At 49.4% G+C, this 21,912-nt stretch carries 21 protein-coding genes; 9 read left to right on the top strand and 12 right to left on the bottom strand.

Annotated elements, in window-relative coordinates:
- Positions 1-8: 8 nt before the first annotated feature.
- Genes THEAM_RS03390 through cysQ form a run of 6 tightly spaced genes read right to left on the bottom strand, consistent with a single transcriptional unit; the run spans position 9 to position 6,473 of the window.
- Complete coding sequence (locus THEAM_RS03390) at positions 9-845, bottom strand: sulfotransferase family protein (RefSeq protein WP_013537423.1); 837 nt, start codon at positions 843-845, stop codon at positions 9-11.
- Between the two features lie 13 nt (positions 846-858).
- The gene (locus THEAM_RS03385) at positions 859-2,178 is read right to left on the bottom strand and encodes a flippase (RefSeq protein ID WP_041439412.1); all 1,320 of its coding nucleotides are present in this window, start codon (positions 2,176-2,178) and stop codon (positions 859-861) included.
- Positions 2,156-3,310 (bottom strand): sulfate adenylyltransferase, encoded by a 1,155-nt coding sequence (gene sat / locus THEAM_RS03380; RefSeq protein WP_013537421.1) that lies wholly within the window; start codon positions 3,308-3,310, stop codon positions 2,156-2,158. Before sat ends, THEAM_RS03385 begins: the two co-directional genes overlap by 23 nt.
- A gap of 12 nt (positions 3,311-3,322) precedes the next feature.
- Positions 3,323-3,931 (bottom strand): adenylyl-sulfate kinase, encoded by a 609-nt coding sequence (gene cysC / locus THEAM_RS03375; RefSeq protein ID WP_013537420.1) that lies wholly within the window; start codon positions 3,929-3,931, stop codon positions 3,323-3,325.
- Positions 3,932-5,704 carry an SLC13 family permease gene (locus THEAM_RS03370; RefSeq protein ID WP_013537419.1) on the bottom strand — a complete coding sequence of 591 codons (1,773 nt, stop codon included), beginning with the start codon at positions 5,702-5,704 and terminating at the stop codon, positions 3,932-3,934.
- Complete coding sequence (cysQ, locus tag THEAM_RS03365) at positions 5,694-6,473, bottom strand: 3'(2'),5'-bisphosphate nucleotidase CysQ (protein ID WP_013537418.1); 780 nt, start codon at positions 6,471-6,473, stop codon at positions 5,694-5,696. Before cysQ ends, THEAM_RS03370 begins: the two co-directional genes overlap by 11 nt.
- 52 nt (positions 6,474-6,525) lie before the next feature.
- Between cysQ and THEAM_RS03360 the strand changes: the two genes are divergently transcribed.
- On the top strand, positions 6,526-8,058 hold the full coding sequence (locus THEAM_RS03360) for a ComEC/Rec2 family competence protein (protein WP_013537417.1): 1,533 nt from the start codon (positions 6,526-6,528) through the stop codon (positions 8,056-8,058).
- Positions 8,059-8,094: 36 nt separating this feature from the next.
- The gene (gene aspS / locus THEAM_RS03355) at positions 8,095-9,885 is read left to right on the top strand and encodes an aspartate--tRNA ligase (RefSeq protein ID WP_013537416.1); all 1,791 of its coding nucleotides are present in this window, start codon (positions 8,095-8,097) and stop codon (positions 9,883-9,885) included.
- On the opposite strand, the gene THEAM_RS03350 is transcribed toward aspS, so the two are convergent.
- Entirely contained in the window at positions 9,882-10,688 is an 807-nt protein-coding gene (locus tag THEAM_RS03350; RefSeq protein WP_013537415.1) for a Wzz/FepE/Etk N-terminal domain-containing protein, read from the bottom strand. The two genes, aspS and THEAM_RS03350, sit on opposite strands and share 4 nt — an antisense overlap.
- Positions 10,689-10,722: 34 nt before the next feature.
- On the opposite strand from THEAM_RS03350, the gene THEAM_RS03345 reads away from it, so the two are divergent.
- Positions 10,723-11,175: a glycosyltransferase gene (locus tag THEAM_RS03345; RefSeq protein WP_083797250.1), complete on the top strand. Its 453-nt coding sequence runs from the start codon at positions 10,723-10,725 to the stop codon at positions 11,173-11,175.
- On the opposite strand, the gene THEAM_RS03340 is transcribed toward THEAM_RS03345, so the two are convergent.
- Positions 11,172-11,672, bottom strand: a complete 501-nt coding sequence (locus tag THEAM_RS03340) for a ferritin-like domain-containing protein (protein ID WP_013537414.1) — start codon at positions 11,670-11,672, stop codon at positions 11,172-11,174. The two genes, THEAM_RS03345 and THEAM_RS03340, sit on opposite strands and share 4 nt — an antisense overlap.
- A gap of 49 nt (positions 11,673-11,721) precedes the next feature.
- Positions 11,722-12,357 (bottom strand): phosphoribosylanthranilate isomerase, encoded by a 636-nt coding sequence (locus THEAM_RS03335; RefSeq protein ID WP_041439406.1) that lies wholly within the window; start codon positions 12,355-12,357, stop codon positions 11,722-11,724.
- Between the two features lie 139 nt (positions 12,358-12,496).
- On the opposite strand from THEAM_RS03335, the gene clpX reads away from it, so the two are divergent.
- The 6 genes from clpX to glnD are packed head-to-tail and all read left to right on the top strand — an operon-like array spanning position 12,497 to position 18,960.
- Positions 12,497-13,729 carry an ATP-dependent Clp protease ATP-binding subunit ClpX gene (gene clpX, locus THEAM_RS03330; protein ID WP_013537412.1) on the top strand — a complete coding sequence of 411 codons (1,233 nt, stop codon included), beginning with the start codon at positions 12,497-12,499 and terminating at the stop codon, positions 13,727-13,729.
- Between the two features lie 11 nt (positions 13,730-13,740).
- Complete coding sequence (gene tpiA, locus THEAM_RS03325; protein ID WP_013537411.1) at positions 13,741-14,487, top strand: triose-phosphate isomerase; 747 nt, start codon at positions 13,741-13,743, stop codon at positions 14,485-14,487.
- A 22-nt stretch (positions 14,488-14,509) separates the two neighbouring features.
- Positions 14,510-15,484, top strand: coding sequence for a UDP-glucose 4-epimerase GalE (gene galE / locus THEAM_RS03320; RefSeq protein WP_013537410.1), 975 nt, complete (start codon positions 14,510-14,512; stop codon positions 15,482-15,484).
- A gap of 1 nt (position 15,485) precedes the next feature.
- Positions 15,486-15,776, top strand: coding sequence for a preprotein translocase subunit SecG (secG, locus tag THEAM_RS03315; RefSeq protein ID WP_013537409.1), 291 nt, complete (start codon positions 15,486-15,488; stop codon positions 15,774-15,776).
- On the top strand, positions 15,776-16,339 hold the full coding sequence (locus tag THEAM_RS03310; RefSeq protein ID WP_013537408.1) for a phospholipase D family nuclease: 564 nt from the start codon (positions 15,776-15,778) through the stop codon (positions 16,337-16,339). Before secG ends, THEAM_RS03310 begins: the two co-directional genes overlap by 1 nt.
- Positions 16,336-18,960: a [protein-PII] uridylyltransferase gene (gene glnD / locus THEAM_RS03305; protein WP_013537407.1), complete on the top strand. Its 2,625-nt coding sequence runs from the start codon at positions 16,336-16,338 to the stop codon at positions 18,958-18,960. The genes THEAM_RS03310 and glnD overlap by 4 nt, the downstream gene beginning before the upstream one ends.
- Here glnD and THEAM_RS03300 read toward each other — a convergent pair.
- From THEAM_RS03300 to THEAM_RS03290, 3 genes are read right to left on the bottom strand one after another with little or no spacing between them, the layout of a single operon-like run.
- Positions 18,893-19,345, bottom strand: coding sequence for a hypothetical protein (locus THEAM_RS03300; RefSeq protein WP_013537406.1), 453 nt, complete (start codon positions 19,343-19,345; stop codon positions 18,893-18,895). The genes glnD and THEAM_RS03300 overlap by 68 nt on opposite strands.
- The gene (locus THEAM_RS03295; RefSeq protein ID WP_013537405.1) at positions 19,326-20,834 is read right to left on the bottom strand and encodes a gamma-glutamyltransferase family protein; all 1,509 of its coding nucleotides are present in this window, start codon (positions 20,832-20,834) and stop codon (positions 19,326-19,328) included. The genes THEAM_RS03300 and THEAM_RS03295 overlap by 20 nt, the downstream gene beginning before the upstream one ends.
- On the bottom strand, positions 20,835-21,896 hold the full coding sequence (locus tag THEAM_RS03290; protein ID WP_013537404.1) for a carboxylate-amine ligase: 1,062 nt from the start codon (positions 21,894-21,896) through the stop codon (positions 20,835-20,837).
- Between the last annotated feature and the right edge of the window lie 16 nt (positions 21,897-21,912).

Raw genomic sequence — 21,912 nt, 5'->3', positions numbered from 1 at the left:
CCCCCTTATTAAGACTTCCAGTGCTCTAAATTAACTCCAAGTAATTTCTCTACTTTTTCAATATCTTCTAAGTAAATGTTTAGTAATTCTCTTTTAATTTCCTTTGGCATATCTTTCTTTTTCAAAAGAATCTTTCTAAACGGTGCTTTGATGACATATGGAATTCGAGGGATTATTTTCTGAGACAAAGAGTTAGAAAGAAGAAAACCTATTAATTTATTCCTAGGTTCACCAGAGATATTTCTGACCTCAAAACCAGGCATAAAATCACTATCCACATCAAGAAATTCATAAAGTTCCTTAATAAAATCATGTGGTCGATGTTTCAAATCATCATAAAACATAACCTTTACATTAGCAAATGAATCCAAATAGGCCTCTAAGGCCTCAGAATAAAAACTAAGTTCTATATAAGGATTCTTAATCCCCCAAGGCTCTTCCTTACAAGTATAAGAATTGGTTACAATTATATTTACTGAATTGCTCTCACGACCCAGCTTTCTATAATACATATAGTGAGACCATGCTCTCTCAACAGGATTTCTAAGAATAACTATTATTTTAGGACTACCCAAATGCTTCTTTATAAGAGGAATCGCTCTTTTATAAAAATGAAAATAAGACGTACTAGCCTCTCCAATAGCTAAATGTTCAGTATTCACATCTGAAAAAAGCTTAACATAATCTTCCCAACTATTTACATGGTCTTCATTCCCTATTTGAGAAAAGTAATGTGGTTCCTTAATCGGACTCATATAAACTTGCGGGTGTTGATTTAACCAGTAATAGACAGACGTTGTTCCAGCCTTAGGAACTCCTACTATAAGAAAATTTGGCAGTTTCACCTATTACCTCCTTTTAAAATCCAAAAATCCATTTTCCAAAAATTTGCTTAACTTTCCAAGAGAAAATAATATTCCAAAATACCAAAGTCAATGTAGTGGAAAAGGCCGCTCCTAATATACCCAAGTATGGTATTAAAACAAAGTTCAAAGTCATATTAAGTAGCGCTCCTAACAGTATAACATTTCTATGAAAAGTTTGATATTGAGTCATTATTAGAATATAACCCACACTACCAGCCATAGCATTTATAAGTTGACCAAAAGATAAGACAATTAAAGACGATAAACCGTTTGTATATTCATTACCAAAGAACATCAATACTTCTTTCCCAAAAAGAATTACTATAGAAAATAAAATGAAAGAAATTATACTAACAAAGCGGGTAACATTCTTAGCAAAAAAGATCAACTCATCAGCTTTTCCTAGAGCCCAAAATTCTGCAAACTTAGGCGCAGCAACTGTGTTCACAGCTATTAGTACAATACTTACTAGTGTGGATATTCTTAAAGCTACACTATAAACGCCTACATCGCTCGACGGTAGGAAAATACCTAACATAATTATATCTGTCCATGCCATTAACATACTTGCAATACCTGATATAAATAATGGTAGTGAAAATCTTAAAATGTACCTATACAGTTCCAAAGTTAAATCACTAAATATAAATAATTCAACTCTGGAAAAAACCAACCAAGACGATACTGCTATAATCAAACAAAAAAATACTGCTATAGCATATGAAATAAAAGGCAATAAACTACCTAAATCATATTTAACATGATAAAGTAAACCTAAGCTTAAAAATGCACACAAAAACAAACCAGCTTGTTGAGAAAGCATATGCAGTAAAATCTTACTTATAGCTCTCAAACCTTCAGAGTGCAATCCCAGAAGAGCAAAAAAAGGAACAAGAAACGACAGAAAACGAAAGTAAGTCTCAAAATAAGGTTTATGAAAAACATAAATAGCCATATAGTTAGCTAAAAAATAAGTAATCAAGGAAATAATTAAAGAAAATAAGATAAGTAAAGTCAAGGAAGACACATATAATCTACTTAACAGAGAATACTTTTTCTTAGCCCAAGTTTCCGAAGCTAACTTTAAGAAAGTAGTATCCAAACCAAATTTTGCTATTGAACCTAATAATTGTAATATTACCAAAAATATCGAAAAATCACCCCAAACCTTAGGTCCAAAATTCCAAGAAACCACAAGCATAAATAAGTATCCCCCTAAAATTCCTAAGAGCCTTAAAAGTAAAGCAAGACCTGATTTAGACAGAACCTGACTCAGCCCTTCCATACTTTCATTTACCTTGTGCCCAAGCAATTAAAATACTCGCAACCTCCGGGCGGGAAAACTCTTTAGGGGGTTTCTTACCTTCTCTAAGCATTGTACGAACTTTGGTTCCGCTAAGGTGGATATGGACGTCTTTAGGATGAGGGCAAGTTTTCGAAGTTGCCATGTTTTCGCAAATAGTGCAATAGAAAGCGTGCTCAAATTTGAGTGGCTGAATTTCAAGTTCATCAACAAATTGGTCTACAAACTCTTGGGCTTCGTAGGTTCCATAGTAGTCACCAACCCCTGCGTGGTCTCGGCCTATTATCATATGAGTGCAGCCGTAGTTCTTGCGCATAAGCATGTGGTGAACCGCCTCCCTGGGGCCTGCGTAGTGCATCGGAGCCGGGAGAACGCTCAAATGTACCCGGTTTTTGTTAAAGTAGTTATTTATTAAAACCTCATAACACTTCATCCTTACTGGAGCAGGAATATCATCTTTCTTCGTTTCTCCGACAAGGGGGTGAATTAGAGCCCCATCCATTGTTTCAAGGGCACATTTTATTATATATTCGTGAGCCCTGTGAATGGGATTCCTCGTTTGAAAAGCAACTACTCTTTTCCATCCCTTCTCCTCAATCACTTTCCTAACCTGAGCAGGGTCCTGATAGTAGAACTCGTCAATACCTTCCCTAACGGGGCGGTTTACAAGGCGCAGAAGCTCACCACCTATGAAGTGATTACCAGCGCTTTTAACAAAAGCAACACCAGGATGGTTTTCATCCGTTGTTTTAAATACGTTCTCACAGTAGAAATCAAGGTCAAGCGTATATTTATCCTCAACAACAATTATTGCAATAGGACGGTTATGTTTATCGTAAATGGCGACTTCATCACCTACTTTCAAAGATTTCCAAAGCTCCTCATCAACAGGTAACACTATTGGAATAGACCATAGAAGACCGGAAGGAAGGTGTACATTTCTTATAACCTCTTCAGCCTCCTCTTTCGTCATAAAACCCTCAAGGGGAGAATACCCTCCTATAGCTATCATTTCACAGTGGCCCACATACCTATCACCAGCATAAATCTTGGGAAGGGATTCCATCTTTTTTAGAAGTTCCTCTCTTTCATCTGGCCCAGCTAGCCTGTTCACAAGTTTTCCACCGTGGGGTTTAATCACGATACCCTCCTCTTATCTTCTCCCTTTTATATAACCGTTAACGGTGAGAAAATTTACTATTTTGTCTACACACTCCTCAACGGTCATTTTGTCGGTTTCTACTATTATCTCCGGGTTTTCAGGCTCCTCGTAAGGGTCATCTATTCCGGTAAAGTTCTTTATCTGACCGGCCCTTGCCTTTTTGTAAAGTCCCTTCGGGTCCCTTTGCTCGCACACTTCAAGTGGACATTTAACGTAAACTTCTATGAAATCACCTTTATCAACAAGGTTCCGGACAAACTCCCTATCTCGCCTGTAAGGGGAAATAAAAGCCGTCAGAACAGCCACACCAGCATCCACGAAAAGCTTCGCAACCTCACCTATTCTACGGATATTTTCCCTTCTGTCTTCTTCTGAAAAGCCGAGGTCTTTATTGAGGCCCTGTCTTATGTTGTCTCCGTCTAAAACGTAGGTGTGGACACCCATCTCGTAAAGTTTTTCTTCCACTTTATGCGAGAGTGTAGACTTTCCAGAACCGGAAAGACCGGTAAACCAAAGGATAAAAGATTTATGCCCCTTTAGCCTTTCCCTATCTGCACGTGTAATTCTCCCTCTGTAGGATACGAGAATTTTCTCCTCCACTCAGGCGCCCCCTTTTTGTTTTAAAATTAGCAGCGAAATTATAACAGACATGAAGATAAAGGAAAGGGGGAGCCCTACCTTCAGAAAGTCCTTGAACCTGTAGTTACCGGGTCCGTAAACAAGCAGATTTGTCTGATAACCTACAGGAGTGGCAAAACTTGCCGAGGCCGCGTAGGCAACTACAAGGGCAAAAAGCTTGGGAGAGGCCCCCAAATTAGAGGCAACCGAAAGGGCTACCGGGAACACCATAGTTGCAGCGGCAACGTTTGTGACAAACTCTGTAAGTATGTTCGTTATAAGGTAAACGGCAACAAGCGCTCCCACAAGCCCCAGAGGTTCGGTTATAGAAACTATCATAGAGCCTATAACGGAAGAGAGACCACTCTTTTTTATCGCTATGCCGACGGCAAAGGAAAAGGCCGCAATCACTACAAGGTTCAGGTCTATGTTCTTCTTTATCTCGTTGTAAGTTGAAAGCCCAGAGATAACTAAAAGGGATATAAGAATAAGGAGAGAGGTAAACAGCGGGATTACCCCTAAGGCAGACATAATAAGCGCAACTATAAAGGCAAACAGAAAAAAGAGGGACTTCTTCTCTTTCAAAGTGTAAACTTCGTTAACTTTGTTAATTACAAAGAGGTCTGAAGAGTCTGCAACGCGGCTCCAGAAGTCTTTTCCTGCAAGAAGGAGTAAAAGGTCGCCGGGCTTTAAGACCATCTCTCCTATTTTTCCCTTTAACCTTTCGCCGTCTCGGTGAACGGCTAAAATGGCCGCGTCGAACCTGGCTCTGAAGTTGGTCTCTCTAACTTTCTTTCCTACAAGAGAGGAGTTAACCGGAACAAGGGCCTCAACAACTTCTATCCTCTCTCCGTGGAAGGGGGAACAGACAGCGGGGAGTGAAAGCCCTCCACTCTTTTTAACGAGTTCTACTATGCTCTCTGTATCGCCGGCGAATATGAGCGTATCACGCTCTTTTAGTATATCTTGAGGAGTAACCGGCGCTATTCTCTCCCCTCCCCTTATAATCTCAACGAGGAAGAGGCCTTTTAAGTTCCTGAGTCCGGCTTCGAGGACGCTCTTTCCGGCAAACGGAGAGCCCGGAGGTATAAAGGTCTCTACCAGGTACTCTCTACCGCTCCTTAAGAACTTAGAGAGGAGATCTTCTCTGTTTGGGAGAAGGCGCTTACCTACAGTAACCATGTAAAGAATTCCGGCAAGAACTGCAGGGACACCGGCCCAGGCAAAGTCAAATAGGTGGAAAGGCGGAAGCCCGGACTCTACGGCAAGAGCGTTAACGATTAAGTTGGTAGATGTCCCCACAAGGGTTGTTGTTCCGCCGAGAATAGCCGCGTAAGAGAGGGGGATTAAGAGTTTAGAAGGTGAAATCCTGTGACGTCTTCCCCATTCGTAGACGTAGGGCATTAGCGTGGCAACAACCGGGGTGTTGTTCAGAAAGGCAGAGAGGAGAGAGACAAGCCCCATCATTTTGGATAGGAAAAGGGGGTATTTACGCTCTTTACCGAGAAGGCGGGAAAAGAGGTACCCAGTGATTTCAAATTTTTTCATTGCCGAACTGACAACAAGTAGAAGCGCTATAGTAGCGACCTGTTCGTTGGAAAAGCCCGCAAGTGCTTCTCGAGGGGTTAAAACTCCGAAAACGACAAGCGCCGAAACAACGAAGAGAAAGGCGGCAGCCGGGTGGACCTTCTCTGTATAGAGAAGGTATATAAGAAGGATAAGCAGAAAAAGGAGGAGGAGAGCACTAAAGCTCATACCCCCCTCTATAGGCTATGAAGTAAGGGTTTAGAAGGTTTTCTTTGTTATAAAGAAGCGGTTTCCCCGTTTGCGCGTTTACGACTCTGCCGCCGGCTCCTTCAACAATAGCCTGACCGGCAGCTGTATCCCACTCCATGGTGGGCGCAAAACGGGGGTAGATGTCTGCCTTACCTTCTGCAACCATACAGAGCTTCAGCGAGCTTCCCACCGCAACAAACTCAACCCTCTCAAACTTACCCTTCAAACTCTCAACGAAACGCTCGGTCTCTTCTGAAAGGTGGGAGCGGGAAGCAACTACCCGAACAACGCCTTCTACCGGCGAAAAGAGGGGGAGCCTCTTCGGGCTACCCTCTGATTCAACTTTAAAGGCACCCTTCCCCACCCCGGCAAAGTAGGTAACCCCGAGGGCCGGAGCGTGAACAACTCCTAAAATGGGTTTTCCGTTTTCAATCAGGGCAACGTTAACGGTAAATTCACCGTTTCTCTTCAGGAACTCCTTCGTTCCGTCGAGGGGGTCTACAAGCCAGAACCGGCTCCACTGCCTCCTCTCTTCGTAGGGTATGTCTTTCCCCTCCTCGGAGAGAATCGGATAGCCGGTTTCCCGAAGGTAGTTCATGATAACCCTATGGGAGCGCAGGTCGGCTTCGGTTAATGGGGAACGGTCTTGCTTTTCCCAAACCTCGGTGGAGCCGCTGCCGTAAACGTCGAGAATTTCTTTTCCCGCATCGAGCGAAGCCTTTAAGGCAAGGTTTAGAAGCTCCTCCAACTTGAAACCTCCAGCACTATATTTGTGAGAGTAAACTTTAGGTAAAGGGGAGATGTTTCCTCAAAAGCACGTTGTTTATATCTACTTCCTCTGTTTTTTAGCACTTGCAGTTAAGGAGGTAAAGTCCCCTCTGTTCCCCTACCTCGGTTTAGCCACAATTTTAACCTTTTTAAGCTACACCGCAAGGTTTAAGTGGAAGGAGCTCATTCCCGGAACCGCAGCGGTGCTCACCCTGCTGGCCGCATCCCACTTTTTCCACAAAGGGGCAGAAGCTCCAAAGGTGGTGTGGATTAAAGAGTACAGGAATAAATACAAAGAGGCGATACTGAGCAACTGGAAGTTCGTATGGCTCAAAGAGGGAAGTTCAGTAGAGGTCGGAGATGAGATAGATGAGAAAGGGAAGGTCCTGAGAAAGGGAAGCGGCCTTGAGGCCCTCTCGCTGAAGCTCAGGTACAGGCTGTACAGAGAGCTTCAAAACGCCATAGACTACCCGGTCTCTTCGGTGGTGGGGGCGTGCACCCTCGGGGTAAGGTACGAGCTTCCCACCCCTCTAAGGGGCTACTTTGCACTCAGCGGCCTTTACCACTTCCTAGCAATCTCGGGGCTCCACGTGGGAATAGTGATAGGAGCCCTGGGCTGGCTGCTTAAACTGCTTAAAGTCCCGCGGCCCCTAACTTCTGCCTCACTCCTTGTCCTTCCCCTAATGCCGCTAACCGGGCTTCCCCCATCGGCCCTCAGGGCCTACCTGTTTATGCTCCTGATAGCCATAGGGTTAGAGGAGTTCCGAAAGATAACCCCCCTTTACCTCCTCGGCGTTGTGTTCCTGATAACCGTTCTACTGGGCAAGTTCAACCTGTCGGCGGCCCTCTCTTTCAGTGCGGTGGGAGGAATACTCCTGAGCGTGGAAGGAGAGGGAAGTAAACTAGAGAAGAGCTTCAAAGCCGCAATAGCCCCGGTTCTCTTCACGCTACCCATAGTGCTCGACATATTCGGAACGGTTAACCTCGCATCGTTCATCACAACCCCCGTTATCGGAGTCGTGTTCACCCCGTTCCTAATCTCCTCCTTCTTAAGCGAAGTAACCCTCTACAAAGTAGAGCTAATCAACCGGACCACAGAGCTCCTCGGCGAGGCCTTCATCCTGGGGACAAAAGCCTCCTTCTTTGCAACAAAGTGGGCGGTAATCCACTGCGAGCTCCCCCTGACCCTTGCAGCAACAACAATGCTCCTGTGCTTGGTTCTCGTCCTTGCAGGTAAGGTAAGGTGGGTTCTGGTTCCGCCGGCCCTGCTGCTGGTCTACTCGGTCCTCAATCAAACAGTTGTCACAGGGAAGGAGCTCCACCTAAAGGGCTGGAAGTTAAACTCCTTCCGGTTCATATCGACCGAAGGGCAGCGCTACAGAGAGTGTGAAATCTTCAGCACCTACGTTATGCCGGCAACGAGGAAGCTCCTATTCAGAAACAGGCTCATAGACGAGAGGCTAAAGTACCTCGAACACGGCTACGGCCGCAAAGGAAACAAGGGTAACAAGAGAAGTCAAGGAGAGCTTCAAAACCGCGCCAAAAAGCCCAAAAATTTGAAGTAAAATTGCTCCAGCAAAATTAAAGCGAGGAGATGGAAAATGCTCGAGCACCTTGGCTCATTTAAAAGGACCCACTACTGCGGAGAGATTTCCGAGAAGGACCTCGGGAAAGATGTGAAGGTAGCAGGCTGGGTCGATACAACCAGAGACCACGGAGGCGTTGTTTTTATAGACCTCAGGGACAGAACCGGGAAAGTCCAGGTGGTTTTCTCACCGGAAATTTCAAAAGAGCTGGTGGAGAAGGCCAAAAAGCTCCGCCACGAGTACGTTGTGGCCGTAGAGGGTGAAGTAAGAAGGAGGCCGGAAGGAACGGAAAATCCCAAACTCAAAACGGGGAACTACGAGATATACGCCAAGAAGCTCCAGATACTCAACCGCTCCCTCCCGCTGCCCTTCCCCATAGAGGACAACGTTAAGGTTAGCGAAGAGGTTAGGCTCAAGTACCGCTTCCTCGACCTGCGCAGACCGAAGATGGCAGAGAACCTACTGTTCCGACACAGGCTCTACCGGGTTGTAAGGGAGGTGTTCAACGAAGAAGGCTTCGTAGAGGTTGAAACGCCCTACTTAACAAAGAGTACCCCGGAAGGGGCAAGGGATTTCCTCGTTCCCAGCAGAATCTACCCGGGGAAGTTCTACGCCCTGCCCCAGTCGCCTCAGCTCTTTAAGCAGATTCTAATGGTTGCCGGCATAGACCGGTACTACCAGATAGCCAGGTGCTTCCGCGACGAAGACCTCAGGGCCGACAGGCAGCCCGAGTTCACCCAGATAGACTTCGAGATGTCGTTCGTTGCCGAAAGGGACGTTATGGCCGTTGCCGAGAAGTTCATAAGGAGGGCCTATAAAGAGCTCCTCGGCATAGAGATAGGAGAGATTCCCGTAATGACCTACGATGAAGCGATGAGCCGCTTCGGAACCGACAGGCCCGACACCCGCTTCGGCCTTGAGCTTAAAGAGATTACAGATATCGCAAAGCAGTGTAACTTTAAAGTCTTCAGGAGCGTTGCAGAGAAGGGCGGCATAGTTAAAGCTTTAAACTTTAAAGGTGGAGCCAAGCTCTCGAGGAAGGAGATAGACGAGCTGACAAAGTTCGTAGGGGTTTACGGTGCAAAGGGGCTCGCCTGGATAAAGGTGCTGCCCGACGGCCTGCAGTCTCCCATTGTGAAGTTCTTCACAGAAGGGGAGATGAACGAGATTCTGAAAAGGCTCGAAGCGGAAGTGGGAGACATTCTGTTCTTCGTTGCCGACAAACCAGAGGTTGTTAACGCGGCACTGGCAAACTTAAGGCTAAAGCTTGGGAAGATGGCGAACCTCATAGATGAAAGTAAAGTCAACATTCTGTGGGTTGTGGACTTCCCCATGTTTGAGTGGAACGAGGAAGAGGAACGGTGGGAAGCTCTCCACCACCCGTTTACGAGCCCGAAGGAGGAGGACATAGAGAAGCTCCTTGAAAACCCCGGCGCCGTCAGGGCAAGGGCCTACGATATGGTCTTAAACGGCGTTGAAATCGGGGGAGGCAGTATCCGTATCCACCGCGAGGACGTTCAAGAGAAAGTGTTTAAAGTAATAGGGCTCTCAGAGGAAGAGGCGAAAGAGCGGTTTGGCTTCCTCCTTGAAGCTCTAAAGTACGGTGCTCCTCCCCACGGAGGTATGGCCTTCGGGCTCGACAGGCTCTGTGCGATAATGAGGGGTGAGGAGTCGATAAGGGATGTTATAGCCTTCCCCAAAACCCAAAGGGGACAGTGTCTGCTCACCGGCGCACCGGACACCGTCCGGGAAGAGCAGCTCGATGAGCTTCACATAGAAGTAAAAACCAAAGAGGAGGGTGACTAACCCCTCCTCTCCTTTATATTTTCTAACCACTCCAGGAAAAGAGCAAGAAACACTCCAACAAAGATTCCTGAAATAAAACCGACTGTTACAATCAATTCTTTTTTCGGTTTAACAGGTTTATCAGATAAATAAAAACTTACTTCTTTAAAAGGAGCAAGAGAAGAAAGCTCGAGCTTCAATTCTTTTAATTGAGCTTTATACTCCACTATTGTAGTATCTAATTCCATCGGATTAAAACCAACAATTTTAAGTTTTCCTTCTTTTATTTGACTCTTAAGTTCATTAGCCAAGTTTTCCATATCCTTAATTTCTTTAGAATAACCTTCTATTTGGGCCATGAGTAACTCTCTTCTTTTCTTCATCTCTTGTCTTATAGAAGGAAGAGAAACAAGATATGCCAATAACTTAGAATCAAAATTCTTTAATACCTCTAGGCTTTCTCCCTCCTCAATCAAGGAGAAAACCCCTCTCATTTTCTCTAATTTAGGTACTCTAACTAAGGTAATTTTTTCTAAATCAGTTTTCTTCATCTTTAGAAGCTCAGAGAGCTTGCCATAATCCCCATTCTCCAAATAAGTATTAACAACATTGACAGCACTTTCAATCTGAAATGGAACAGAAGAGGAAATTGGATTAGAGAAATAGTGCTTAAGCTGGTAAACAGGCGGGGATAAGAAGGCAAAAGCGCAAGCTAAAGATACAAACAAAAGTGAAGACAAGACAATTAGTTTCTTTCTCTTCTTCAAAAGAAACCAAACTTCGTATAAGTCTATCTCATCTTCATAGCAATCTCTATTCCTCACCAGCAACAACCTCCTACAGAATTCTGACGAAGCGATTATAGCTCAAAACTTTCAAGACGGGCCGCAGTTTAAAGAGCTCAAAAAATTAGCCGGAAGGAACGTTGAGTTCACCGGAAAAGTGAACTTTCAAAAGTTAAAAGAGCTTCTCCAGAAGGCCAAGGCCTTCATATTCGCCGCCGAGGAGGACTTCGGCATAGCACCGGTAGAAGCCCAGGCCTGCGGCGTTCCCGTTATAGCCTACGGCAAAGGCGGAGCCTTAGAGACGGTGGTAAAAGATAAAACCGGCATCTTCTTCCACAGCCAAACCCCCCGGGCCGTAGCCGAAGCCGTTAAAGAGTTTGAGCAGAAAGAGGAGCTGTTTGACCCGAGGGTAATCAAGAAAAACGCAGAGAGGTTCTCGGCCAGCAGGTTCAGAAGGGAGATTAAGGAGTTTATACTGGAAAAAGTGGAAGAGTTTAAAGGGGAGGCGCTGCCTCCCCGAGGCTAAGACCTGAGAAATTTCAGGTTCTCAAGGTCTTCAAGGAGAGATTGAAGGTCTTCCTCATGCTCCATCTCGTCGGTCATTATCTGAACGGCAAGGTTGTAGGTAACCGGGTCTATATCCTTTGTAAAACTGATGATTTGGTTGTAGACCTCTATGGCGCACTGCTCTCCTTTAATATTCTGCTCGAGAATCCTCCTTACAAAGGGGTCTTCCGGAGCGTCGTAACCGCAGTTTGTGAGCTCGAACCACCGCTTGGGGGTGAGAATGGGCGTCCCCCCGAGCTCAAGGATTCTCATAACGAGCATATCGGCGTGGCGGAGTTCATCTGCGGCGTGTTGAACGAGCTCTGCCTCTACTGCAGATTTCATAGGCCCCTTCACAACCTTTGAGCCTATCCAGTACTGATAGTAGGCAAGCCACTCATCTGCAAGAGCTCTGTTTAAAAGTTCAACGATTTTGTCTGCGTGCTCTCCAACGAGCTCGCGGGCCTTAGTTCCCATAGTATCCTCCGGATATGATTTCTACATTTAAAGCTATTTCATCTGCAATCTACTTGCAACTACATTTGGCCCTACGAATAAACTCCTCAACCTTACCGGGGTCCTTCCTACCGGGCGACAGCTCAACACCGCTACAAACGTCTACGGCATAAGGATTCACGGTTTCCACAGCATCAACCACGTTCAAAGGATTCAAGCCCCCCGAGAGAATAAGGGGAAGCTCGGGGTAACGCTCCTTAACGGCAACCGCTATCTCCCAGTTAAAGGGTTTCCCCGTTCCCCCGTAAACCTTGGTATCGTAAGTATCAAGGAGAATGGCCCTCACCTTACCGATGTAAGGCTCCACGGCCGATATCTCCTCCTTGGAGCGGAACCTGAAGACCTTTATCACCCTGTTGGGACCAACGTAGTCACAATCTTCGGGCGTTTCATCTCCGTGTAACTGGGCAAAGTCAAGGTGGGCGTAACTGAGTATCTCGAGGATACTCCTCGGGTCTTCGTTTACAAACACTCCAACTTTAGTAACAAAGGGGGGAAGTTGAGCGGTTATAGACCTAACCTCCTTTGCGCTAACGTAGCGCTTACTTCCCTTGTAGATGATAAAGCCTACGGCATCTGCACCGGAGCCAACGGCACTTAAAGCATCGGTGAGGTTAGTTATTCCGCACACCTTTACCTTCACCAAGCTGCACCTCCCGTTTCCACTGAGCTTTAGAGCAGTATAGCCCATTATCTGGACAGCGGAAAATCGCAGAAATATGTTAGGGTTGACTGGCAGCGTTAAAGGCTTGATATTCTCTCCAAAACAGTCTAAGGAGTGGCAGATGTTTGAATCTCAAGTTCCAATGAAGAGGTGCTCTTTCTGCGGTAGGGAGCAGTCTAAGGTTGAAGCCCTCATTTCCGGCCCCGGAGGGGTTGCAATATGTAACTACTGCGTAGATGAGTGTTACGAGCTCATCCACGGAGAGAAGCAGAAGAAGGGAGCTCCCGTAAAGATAGACAAGCTCCCCACCCCTAAAGAGATAAAGGAGTTCCTCGACCAGTACGTAATCGGGCAAGAAGAGGCCAAGAAGGTTCTCTCCGTTGCCGTTTACAACCACTACAAGAGAATCATGTCGGGCGGCAGCGTAGACGACGTTGAGCTGGAAAAGAGCAACATCCTGCTAATCGGTCCGACGGGCTCGGGAAAAACCCTGCTCGCAAGGTCGCTCGCAAAACTCCTCGACGTCCCCTTTGCAATAGCAGACGCAACAACACTAACCGAAGCCGGATACGTAGGTGAAGACGTTGAGAACATACTCCTGAGACTCATTCAGGCGGCCGACTACGACATCGAGAAAGCAGAGAGGGGAATAATTTACATAGACGAGATAGACAAAATCGCCCGTAAAAGTGAAAACCCCTCTATAACCAGGGATGTTTCCGGAGAGGGCGTTCAGCAGGCACTGCTGAAGATTCTCGAGGGAACCGTTGCAAACGTTCCCCCTCAAGGAGGGAGAAAACACCCCCACCAGCAGTACATCCAGATAGATACTTCAAACATCCTGTTTATCTGCGGCGGAGCCTTTGTGGGGCTCGAAGACATAATCGCCAGGAGAATAGGCAAGGGAGCCATGGGCTTTACGGCCGACGTAGACAAGAAGAAGATGGAGAGGGACGAGCTTCTCAAGTACGTAGAGCCCGATGACCTGGTTAAGTTCGGCCTCATCCCGGAGCTCATAGGAAGGCTCCCGGTAATAGCCACCCTGAAAGAGCTCAAGGAAGAAGACCTTGTGAGAGTCCTTACAGAGCCTAAAAACGCCCTTGTTAAGCAGTACAAGAAGCTCCTGGAGATGGAGGGCGTAGAGCTCGTATTCACAGAAGAAGCCCTCAGGGAGATTGCAAGGGAGGCAATCAGACGCAAAACTGGAGCAAGGGGCCTGAGGGCGATAATGGAGAAGCTGATGACCGACGTTATGTTCGAAGTTCCAACGAGGAAGGACATAAAGAAAGTTATAATTGACGCAGAAGCCGTTAAAACGGGGAAACCCAAGTACGAACTAACAAAAGCGTCTTAAAGGGGGTGACGTTGAGGAGGCTTCTCATCGCCGGCAACTGGAAAATGCACAAAACCGTGCCAGAGGCAGTAGAGCTGGTAAGGGAGCTCAAAGAGCTCGTAAAAGACGTTACAGACAGGGACATTCTGGTATGCCCGCCCTTTACCGCCCTTTACCCGGTATCCCAGGAGCTCAAAGGGAGCAACATCTACCTGGGTGGGCAGAACATGTTCTACGAGGAGGAGGGAGCGTTTACCGGAGAGATTTCCCCCCTCATGTTAAAAGATGTAGGGTGCCGTTTTGTAATACTGGGCCACTCTGAGAGGCGCCACATCTTTAAAGAGGACGACCGGCTGATAAACAAGAAAGTGCTCTCTGCAGTAGAGCACGGCCTTACGCCGATTCTGTGCGTAGGTGAGACCCTACAAGAGCGAGAAAGCGGCAGGACCAAGGAAGTTGTAAAAAAACAGGTTGTAGAAGGCTTGAAAGGCCTAACCCCAGAAAGCGAATTCGTTATAGCCTACGAGCCGGTTTGGGCCATAGGAACCGGTAGAACAGCAACCCCGGAGCTCGCCCAAGAAGTTCACGAGTTCATAAGGAACACCCTGAAGGAGCTCTTCGGCAGTGAGAAGGCGGAAACCGTGAGGATACTCTACGGCGGCAGCGTAAAGCCCAACAACGCCGCAGGCCTTCTAAAGATGCCCGACATAGACGGAGCCCTTGTAGGCGGTGCGAGCCTTAAAGCTGAAAGCTTTTCCCAGATAGTGAAGGCACTCTAAATATAAAAACAGGGGGAAAAGGGTGAGAATTCTCGTAACCGGAGGAGCCGGCTACATAGGGAGCCACACGGTAGAGCTTCTGGGCCGCAAAGGCCACATCGTTTTGACCGTAGACAACCTCTCACGGGGCCACAGGGAAGCGGTCCTTTTCGGAGAGCTGGCAGAGGTTGACCTCTCTGAAAAGGAGAAGTTGAAAGAGCTCATAAACAGCTTCCGCCCCGACGCCGTAATCCACTTTGCCGCCTTCATAGAGGTAGGAGAGTCTGTAAAAGACCCGAAGAGCTTCTACCGGAACAATACCTGTAACGCCCTGAACCTCCTTGAAGCGGTGGTTGAGTCTGGGGTTAAAAACTTCATTTTCTCCTCAACTGCGGCCGTCTACGGCAACCCCCAAAAGGTTCCGATTCCCGAAGAGCACCCGAAAAACCCGATAAACCCCTACGGAGCTTCAAAACTCGCAGTAGAGAGGATGCTCCAAGACTTCCACACCGCTTACGGTCTAAACTACGTAGCTCTCCGGTACTTCAACGCCGCAGGTGCAGACCCGAAAGGGCGGATAGGCGAGAGCCACAACCCCGAAACCCACCTGATACCCCTGATACTGAAGGCTGCCAAGGGGGAGAGGGACTCTTTCAAGATTTTCGGCACCGACTACCCGACACCCGACGGCACCTGCATAAGGGACTTTATCCACGTGTGTGACCTTGCAGAGGCCCACCTAAAGGCCCTTGAGTACCTTGCAGAAGGGGGCGAAAGCTGTGCCCTAAACTGCGGCTACGGCACCGGCCACTCCGTTAAAGAGGTGGTTGAAACCGCCAAACGGGTAACCGGCAGGGAGTTTAAAGTTGAGGAGGCTCCCAGGCGACCGGGAGACCCGCCGATTCTGGTTGCAGACACCCGAAGGATAGAGGAGAAACTGAACTGGAAGCCGAAATTTAACGACCTTGAGTATATAATCCAAACTGCTTGGAACTGGGAACTGAACAGGAGGTTTTAAGATGTTTACAGCCCTGCTGATATTCCACGCCTTCATAGCGCTGCTGCTCATAATTGTTGTGATTATCCAGCCCGGGCAGGCCGAGGGGGGAGTTGCAATGATGGGAGGAAGCTCCACAGGCTCTGCCTTCGGCGCCGAAACGGGAGCGGTTCTCACAAAAACAACCGCCGTGCTCGGGGCAATTTTCATGCTCAACTCACTGATACTGGCGGTGGTAGGTCCCCACTTTATGAACCAGTCGTCGGTTGTTGAAAAAGTTATAAAGGAGCAACAGCACAAGGGGAAAAAGTAATGAAGAGGTTTTACGGACTCCTCACCGTCCTGCTCTCGGCCTCCCTTCTGATTGTCGGCTGCGGGAAGAAAGAAGCACCGACGACCTCCTACCGGGAAACGGCCAACCGGGTGGTTACCCACGCCTACTTCTCCCCCCGGGGCGGCTGCACAAAGGCCATAGTGGAGCAGATAAAGCGAAGCCACAAAACCATAGACATAGCCATCTACTCCTTCACAAGCAAGAAGATAGCCAAGGCCCTGATAGACGCCCACAGAAGGGGCGTAAGGGTGCGGGTGATTATCGACTACGGCAACGGTAAATCCCGCTACTGCGTAGGACCTCTCCTCGAAAAAGAGGGAATTGAGGTCCGGTACAAGAAGGGAAGCGGCGGCGGACTGATGCACAACAAGTACGCCGTATACGACGGTAAAGTGGTTTCAACCGGAAGCTTCAACTGGACGGCAAACGCCGAGAAGAGGAACGACGAGAACCTTGTAGTAATCGAAAACGACCCCTCACTGGTTAAAGCCTACGAGGCCAACTTCAGAAAGCTCTGGAGACTTGCGGGGTTAACAAATTGAGCCTTGAAAAGGCAAAGGAGCGCTTCTTTAAAGAGATAGAGCGGGCAAAGGAGCTTCACACCCGAAAAGAGACCGGCTTCGAGGTGGCCCAGCAGCTTAAAAAGGCCCTCGACCAGCTCCTAAAACCGGCATTCAAGGAGTTCTTCGGCAGGTGGGAGATACCCGCTGCACTCCTTGCCCTGGGCGGCTACGGCAGGGGCGAGCTGAACTTCCACTCCGACATAGACGTTAACCTCATATACGACGGGCACCTAACGGAGAGCCACAGGGAGGACGTTGAGGCCTTCTACTACTTCCTCCTCTCCCTAAAAAAGGACCTCGGCTTTGCTCCAAGAAGCATTAAAGAGGCCCTGGAGCTTGCCCAGAGCGACCTTTCGATATTCACAAACCTCCTCCAGAGGCGGTTCCTCGCAGGCAGCCGAGAGGTTGAAAGGAGCTTCACAAAGCAGTTCAACCGCTTCGTAAAGGAAAACCGGGAAGCCCTGGTCAACGAAATCCAAGCAGCAAGGAGCGAGCGCTACAGGCGGTTCTACGGAACGGTTTACTACCAAGAGCCCAACGTAAAGGAGAGCAAAGGGGGCCTCCGAGACCTCCACGAGGCATTCTGGGTTGCGAAGATAGTCTTCGGAATAGAGGGGTACTCGGGCTTCCTCGACAGGAAAATACTCGACAGGAAGAACTTCAGGGAAGTCATATCGGCCTACGACTTCATGCTCCAGGTGAGGAACCAGCTCCACCTGCTTTCGGGCAGGCGCAGCGACATACTCTCCTTTGAGATGCAGCCCCAGGTTGCCAAACACTTCGGCTTCCCGGAAAAGAGAAAAGGTGTAGAGCTCTTCATGAAGAGCTACTTCAACGCCGCCATAGACCTCTCGGTCATAACCAAAGAGGTGATAAAGGCGGCCAAAGAGGAGCTATCGAGGAAGAAGAAGAGCTTCTCCCTCAAAAGCCTACTCGGAACAAGGGAAGAAATCGGAGAGTTCTTCGTAGAGAACAACTCCCTGTTTGTGAAGGAGGAGTTTGAAAGCGTACTTCTAAAAGAGCCCGAGCTGGTCCTCAAAGGGTTCAAGATAGTCCAGGAAAAGGGGGTAGAGCTTTCGGCATCGGCCTTTTCCCTCTTTAAACTGGCGGCGGAGAGCAACAGGGAGAGGTTTAGGGAAGAGAGGGTACTCGGGCTCTTCAGGGAGATTCTCACCCGCAGGGAAAGGCTCTCCTACACCCTGGAGCTGATGCACGACACAAAGGTGCTGGGGGCCCTAATCCCCGACTTTGAAAGGCTCAGGGGCCACTTCCAGTACGACACGTACCACAAGTTCACAACCGACATCCACTCAATCCTGACAGTTAGGGAGCTCGAGAAGCTTGCGGAGAAGGGAACCGCGGGAACACCGGTAAAGGAGAAACAGCAGCTCTCCCAAATCCTGCAGGACCTCGACTCGCCCCACCTGCTCTTCATAGCCGCACTTTTCCACGACATAGGGAAGGGTAAACCGGGCAGGCACGAGTTTGTCGGGGCAAGCCTCACAAGGCGTTACATGGAGGAGATGGGGTTCTCGGAGCAGGAGACGGAGGAGGTCTGCTGGCTCGTGAGGAACCACCTGCTCATGTCCCACGTTGCCTTCAGGCGGGACATATCCGACCCCAAACTGGTTGAGCAGTTTAAGAACGAGTGCCAAACAGAGGAGAGGCTGAAGAAGCTCTTCCTGCTGACCTACGCCGACATAAAAGCTGTTGGGCCGGGAGCGTGGGACAACTGGAAAAGCTCCCTGTTGTGGCGGCTCTACAGGGGAGCTCTTGCCCTCTTCCAGGCCGACAAAGGGATAGAGCAGCTCATACTTCAGAAGCTCCAAAGGCGCAAGGAGAAGGTAAAGGAGCTTTTGAAGGGGAAAATCCGTCCGGAATCGGTTGAGCGGTTCTTCGAAAACGCCGACAGGGACTACCTGATAACCTACTCCTCCGAAGAGATAGCAAAGCACATGCTCCTCATGAAAGAGATAAAGCGGGAAGGGCTCGAATACAAAACCTACCACGAGAGCTTCCCCGACATCGGCTACACAAAAATAGTGATAGTCACCAAGTACCGCAGAGGGCTCTTCAACAAGGTGGCGGGCATCTTCTCCTACCTGGGAATCAACATAAAGGGGGCCAACATAAACAAGGCGATAGAGGACGACTGCGAGTGTATGGTCTACACGATTCAGGTCTCAACGGTTGCAGGCGAAGCCCTGCCGTGCGAGAAGGTGGAAGAGTTTGAGCAGGTGCTAAAGGCCTTCTACGAAGGGAAGTTCAAGGTGGAAGAGCTCGGAGAGCTCCTGAAGCCGAAAACCTTCAGAAGGAGCGTTCCGCTGCCGGAAACAAAAGTTAAGGTAGACAACGAAACGAGCGACAAGTACACCATAGTGGAGGTCTCCACCCACGACAGGCTGGGCGTTCTCTACACAATAACGAAGGTGCTCCTTGAAGAGCAGACAAGGCTCAGACGGGCGATAATAACCACCGAGGGCAACAGGGTCATAGACAGCTTCTACATAACCGACATGGACTACAAGAAAGTTACCGACCCTCAGAAGCTCCTGCGGATAAAGGAGCGGATTGTTGAGGCCCTTTCCCCGAAACCTTAACCGCACAGTCAAGCTGAGCAGACTCCCCCGGCTTCAAAACCCTCACCACCCACCTTACAAAACGGACGCTCTCCGGTGAAAGCCGAGTACAGGGCTTGTAGTCGAGGCCGTCTCGGGAGCAGTAAGGTTTGCCGGTGAAGCTCTCGGCAACGGGAACAGTCAAAGGTGGGAGCTTCAGCTCAACCACAACGTCCCTCACCGGGTAGTTAAAGGGGTTCTTAACTTCAACCCTGTAAAGGAGGGTTGAGCCTACCGGAACCTTCTCCGGCAGGGGTTTAAGCTCCCCGCCACTAACGAGGAAGGTTTTGGTATCAAGCCTCAAACCACCGGCCGCCGCCGGCAGGGCAGCAAACAGGAGCAAAAGGCTAAACAACCACAACCGCACCGCCCCTCCTTTCGTCTCCCGCACCTTTCAGCCCCCTAACAACCGCCTGAACGCCCCCGAAGAAGAGGTTCTTTGAGCGAAAGAGGGAGAGTTTATAGTGGCGTTTAACGGCCTCTACGATCTCCTCGGGGAAGCCGGGCTCCATGAAAACCTCACCCTTTTCGTAGTGGAGCCGCGGCAGGGAAACCGCCTCATCTACGGGAAGGCCGAGGGCCAGGTAGTTAACCAGAACCTCTACAATGGCGCTCCTAATCCGGTTGCTGCCGGCACTTCCCAGCAGGAGCTCCGGCCCGCCGCCAGACAGAACCGCAGTGGGAGCCATCATGGAAGGCAGCCTCACGTAGGGAGGCCAACGGAAGAAGCCCTTGGGGTTCAAATCCTCCTCGCCGAGCATGTTGTTCAGCATAACCCCTATGCCGTCAACAACCACCCCGGAGCCCTCGCCGTTGGTTGTTGTAACGGAGGCACCGTTACCCTCGGCATCGAGAACGCTTATGTGGGTTGTGTTACCCCAGAGGTTCAATCTCCTCTTAAAGAGCCGGCCGTAACTCTCCACAAGGTCTTCTGCAAAGGGAAATCCGTTAAGCTCGTGGAGGTTTTCGTCCACCTGCTCTTTTCGGAACTTCTCCGTGGTGGCCATGGCCTCAATAAGGGCACCTGCGTAAAGGGGAGTTCCCCAGCCGTCAAACTCAACAGAGTTTAAAAGGCCAAGGGTGAAAGCTATCAGAACCCCTCCGGAGGAGGGAGGAGGGTTGGTAAGGAGCTCCCTTCCCCCGAACTTGAAAGAGAGGGGCTTACGCTCTACAACTTTGTACCGGGCCAGGTCCTCCTTGCGGATGTGGCCGCCGCGGCTAACGGAGAGGGCCTCTATACGGTCGGCAACGTCCCCTTCGTAGAATAGCCACTGGCCCTCATCGGCAAGGGCTTCAAGGAAACCGGCGTAGTCGGGGTTTCTAAAAGTTGTCTTGGAGTCTATGAGCTTCCCGCCTGGAGCGTAGAGCCTACGGGCCTCGGGGGTGGCCATGAAAATCGGCTCAAGGAGCTTCACAAAGGAGGCCTGAAGCTCAGAAAGCCTTACACCCTTTTTAGCATACTCAATAGCGGGCTGCAGAACCTCCCTTAACGGCAACCTACCCAGCTCGCTGTGAACTCTTAAAAGCCCCGCAACAAAGCCGGGAACGGCAACCGAGGCCATACCTATGTGGAACTCCTGAACGGCGTCGCCGAAGTCAACCAGAACCGGGTAAAAGTCGGGGCTTTCCGACCTTACCGGGGGAACGTCAACGAAAAAGTCGTAAAGCACAGGCGCTCCGGAAGCGGGAACGGCAAGGAGGAAACCTCCGCCCCCTGCAGAGGTCAGAGCCGGCTCGGCCATGGGAGCGGCAAAACAGGCGGCAACTGCAGCGTCGAAAGCGTTCCCTCCGGCCCTTAAAACCTCCGCTCCGGCCTCTGCCGTGAGCCTGTCGCCGGCAGCAACAACGCCTCTCACCTAAACCTCCACCACGGTGTAGTTGAAAACGGGCCCGAAGTCCCTGCCGTTGAAGCTCCTGAGCTGAAGCTCGGCTCCGGTAGGGCGGGAAACAAGGTCAACGAGAACCTTAGCACCCTCCCTCAGGGAGTTAAATCGCTTTCCGTAAAGGGTAACAAGCCTTAAAAGCTCCCTTCCGACGGTTGTCACCCCGTCCTTCGAGATAAACCTGCCCGTAAGGCCGTGCCTTGCCGCGTTCCACCTGTTCTGAAGGTGAACCTGGTGAAACTCCCTTTCAACCCCTTCCTCCATAAAGAGGGAGGCCACCATAACGGCCAGAGAAACTATACCCCTTATCCGGGAAAAATCGGAAACCGAGTCGCACACCCTCAGCTCAACGGTCCCCAAGTCGGGCCTGGGGCGAACGTCCCACCAGATATCCTTAAGGGAGTCAACCGTTTTGCTCTCTTTTAGAACCGAAAAGAGCTCAACAAACTCGCCGTAAGAGTCAAACTGCTGGGGCACACCGGCCCTGGGTAGCTGCTCAAAGAGCTTGCTCCTGTAGGAGTAAATCCCGGTGTTCCTTCCCCTGAAAAAGGGGGATGAGGCCGAAAGGGCAAGGAAAAGGGGCGAGAACTTCACAAAGGCGTTGTAGGCGTTTAGGGCCGTCTGCTCATCGGGGAACCCAACGTGAACGTGAAGGCCGTATATGAGGAAGTTCCTTAGAACCTCCTGAAACTCCTCAAGGAGCTTCAAGTAGCGCTCAGAAGGCGTCACGTTAACCTCTTCGGGCCTTGCAAAGGGGTGGGTGCCCGAAGCGGCAACTACAAAGCCGAGCTCCTTTCCCAAGTGGGCAACGGCCAAAACCTCCTTTGTGAGCTCGGAAACGGCCTCATCCGGGGAGCTGTGAACCCCCGTAACGAACTCCGCCATGGAGTCGAGGAACTCCCTTTGAAGGCGGGGAGAGGTATAGCGGGAGAAGAGTTCCCCGGCAATACCCTTCAGGGCAAAAGTCTCCGGGTCGAGGAGCTGAACCTCAAGCTCTATGCCCACGGTAAGGGGCCGTGAGGGGTTAAAGCGCAAAAACTACCTCTGAATC

The sequence above is a fragment of the Thermovibrio ammonificans HB-1 genome, from assembly GCF_000185805.1.
GTDB classification, from domain to species: Bacteria; Aquificota; Aquificia; order Desulfurobacteriales; family Desulfurobacteriaceae; genus Thermovibrio; species Thermovibrio ammonificans.
Note: the sequence above shows the minus strand (reverse complement) of the source record. Positions and strands in the feature narration are given on the sequence as shown.

Excerpts from the sequence above, each read along its gene's own strand:
- aspS (WP_013537416.1), top strand. The coding sequence starts at position 8,095 with ATGCTCGAGCACCTTGGCTCATTTAAAAGGACCCACTACTGCGGAGAG.
- THEAM_RS03360 (WP_013537417.1), top strand. The coding sequence starts at position 6,526 with ATGTTTCCTCAAAAGCACGTTGTTTATATCTACTTCCTCTGTTTTTTA.
- secG (WP_013537409.1), top strand. The coding sequence starts at position 15,486 with ATGTTTACAGCCCTGCTGATATTCCACGCCTTCATAGCGCTGCTGCTC.
- THEAM_RS03340 (WP_013537414.1), bottom strand. The coding sequence starts at position 11,672 with ATGGGAACTAAGGCCCGCGAGCTCGTTGGAGAGCACGCAGACAAAATC.
- clpX (WP_013537412.1), top strand. The coding sequence starts at position 12,497 with ATGTTTGAATCTCAAGTTCCAATGAAGAGGTGCTCTTTCTGCGGTAGG.
- THEAM_RS03310 (WP_013537408.1), top strand. The coding sequence starts at position 15,776 with ATGAAGAGGTTTTACGGACTCCTCACCGTCCTGCTCTCGGCCTCCCTT.
- THEAM_RS03370 (WP_013537419.1), bottom strand. The coding sequence starts at position 5,704 with ATGAGCTTTAGTGCTCTCCTCCTCCTTTTTCTGCTTATCCTTCTTATA.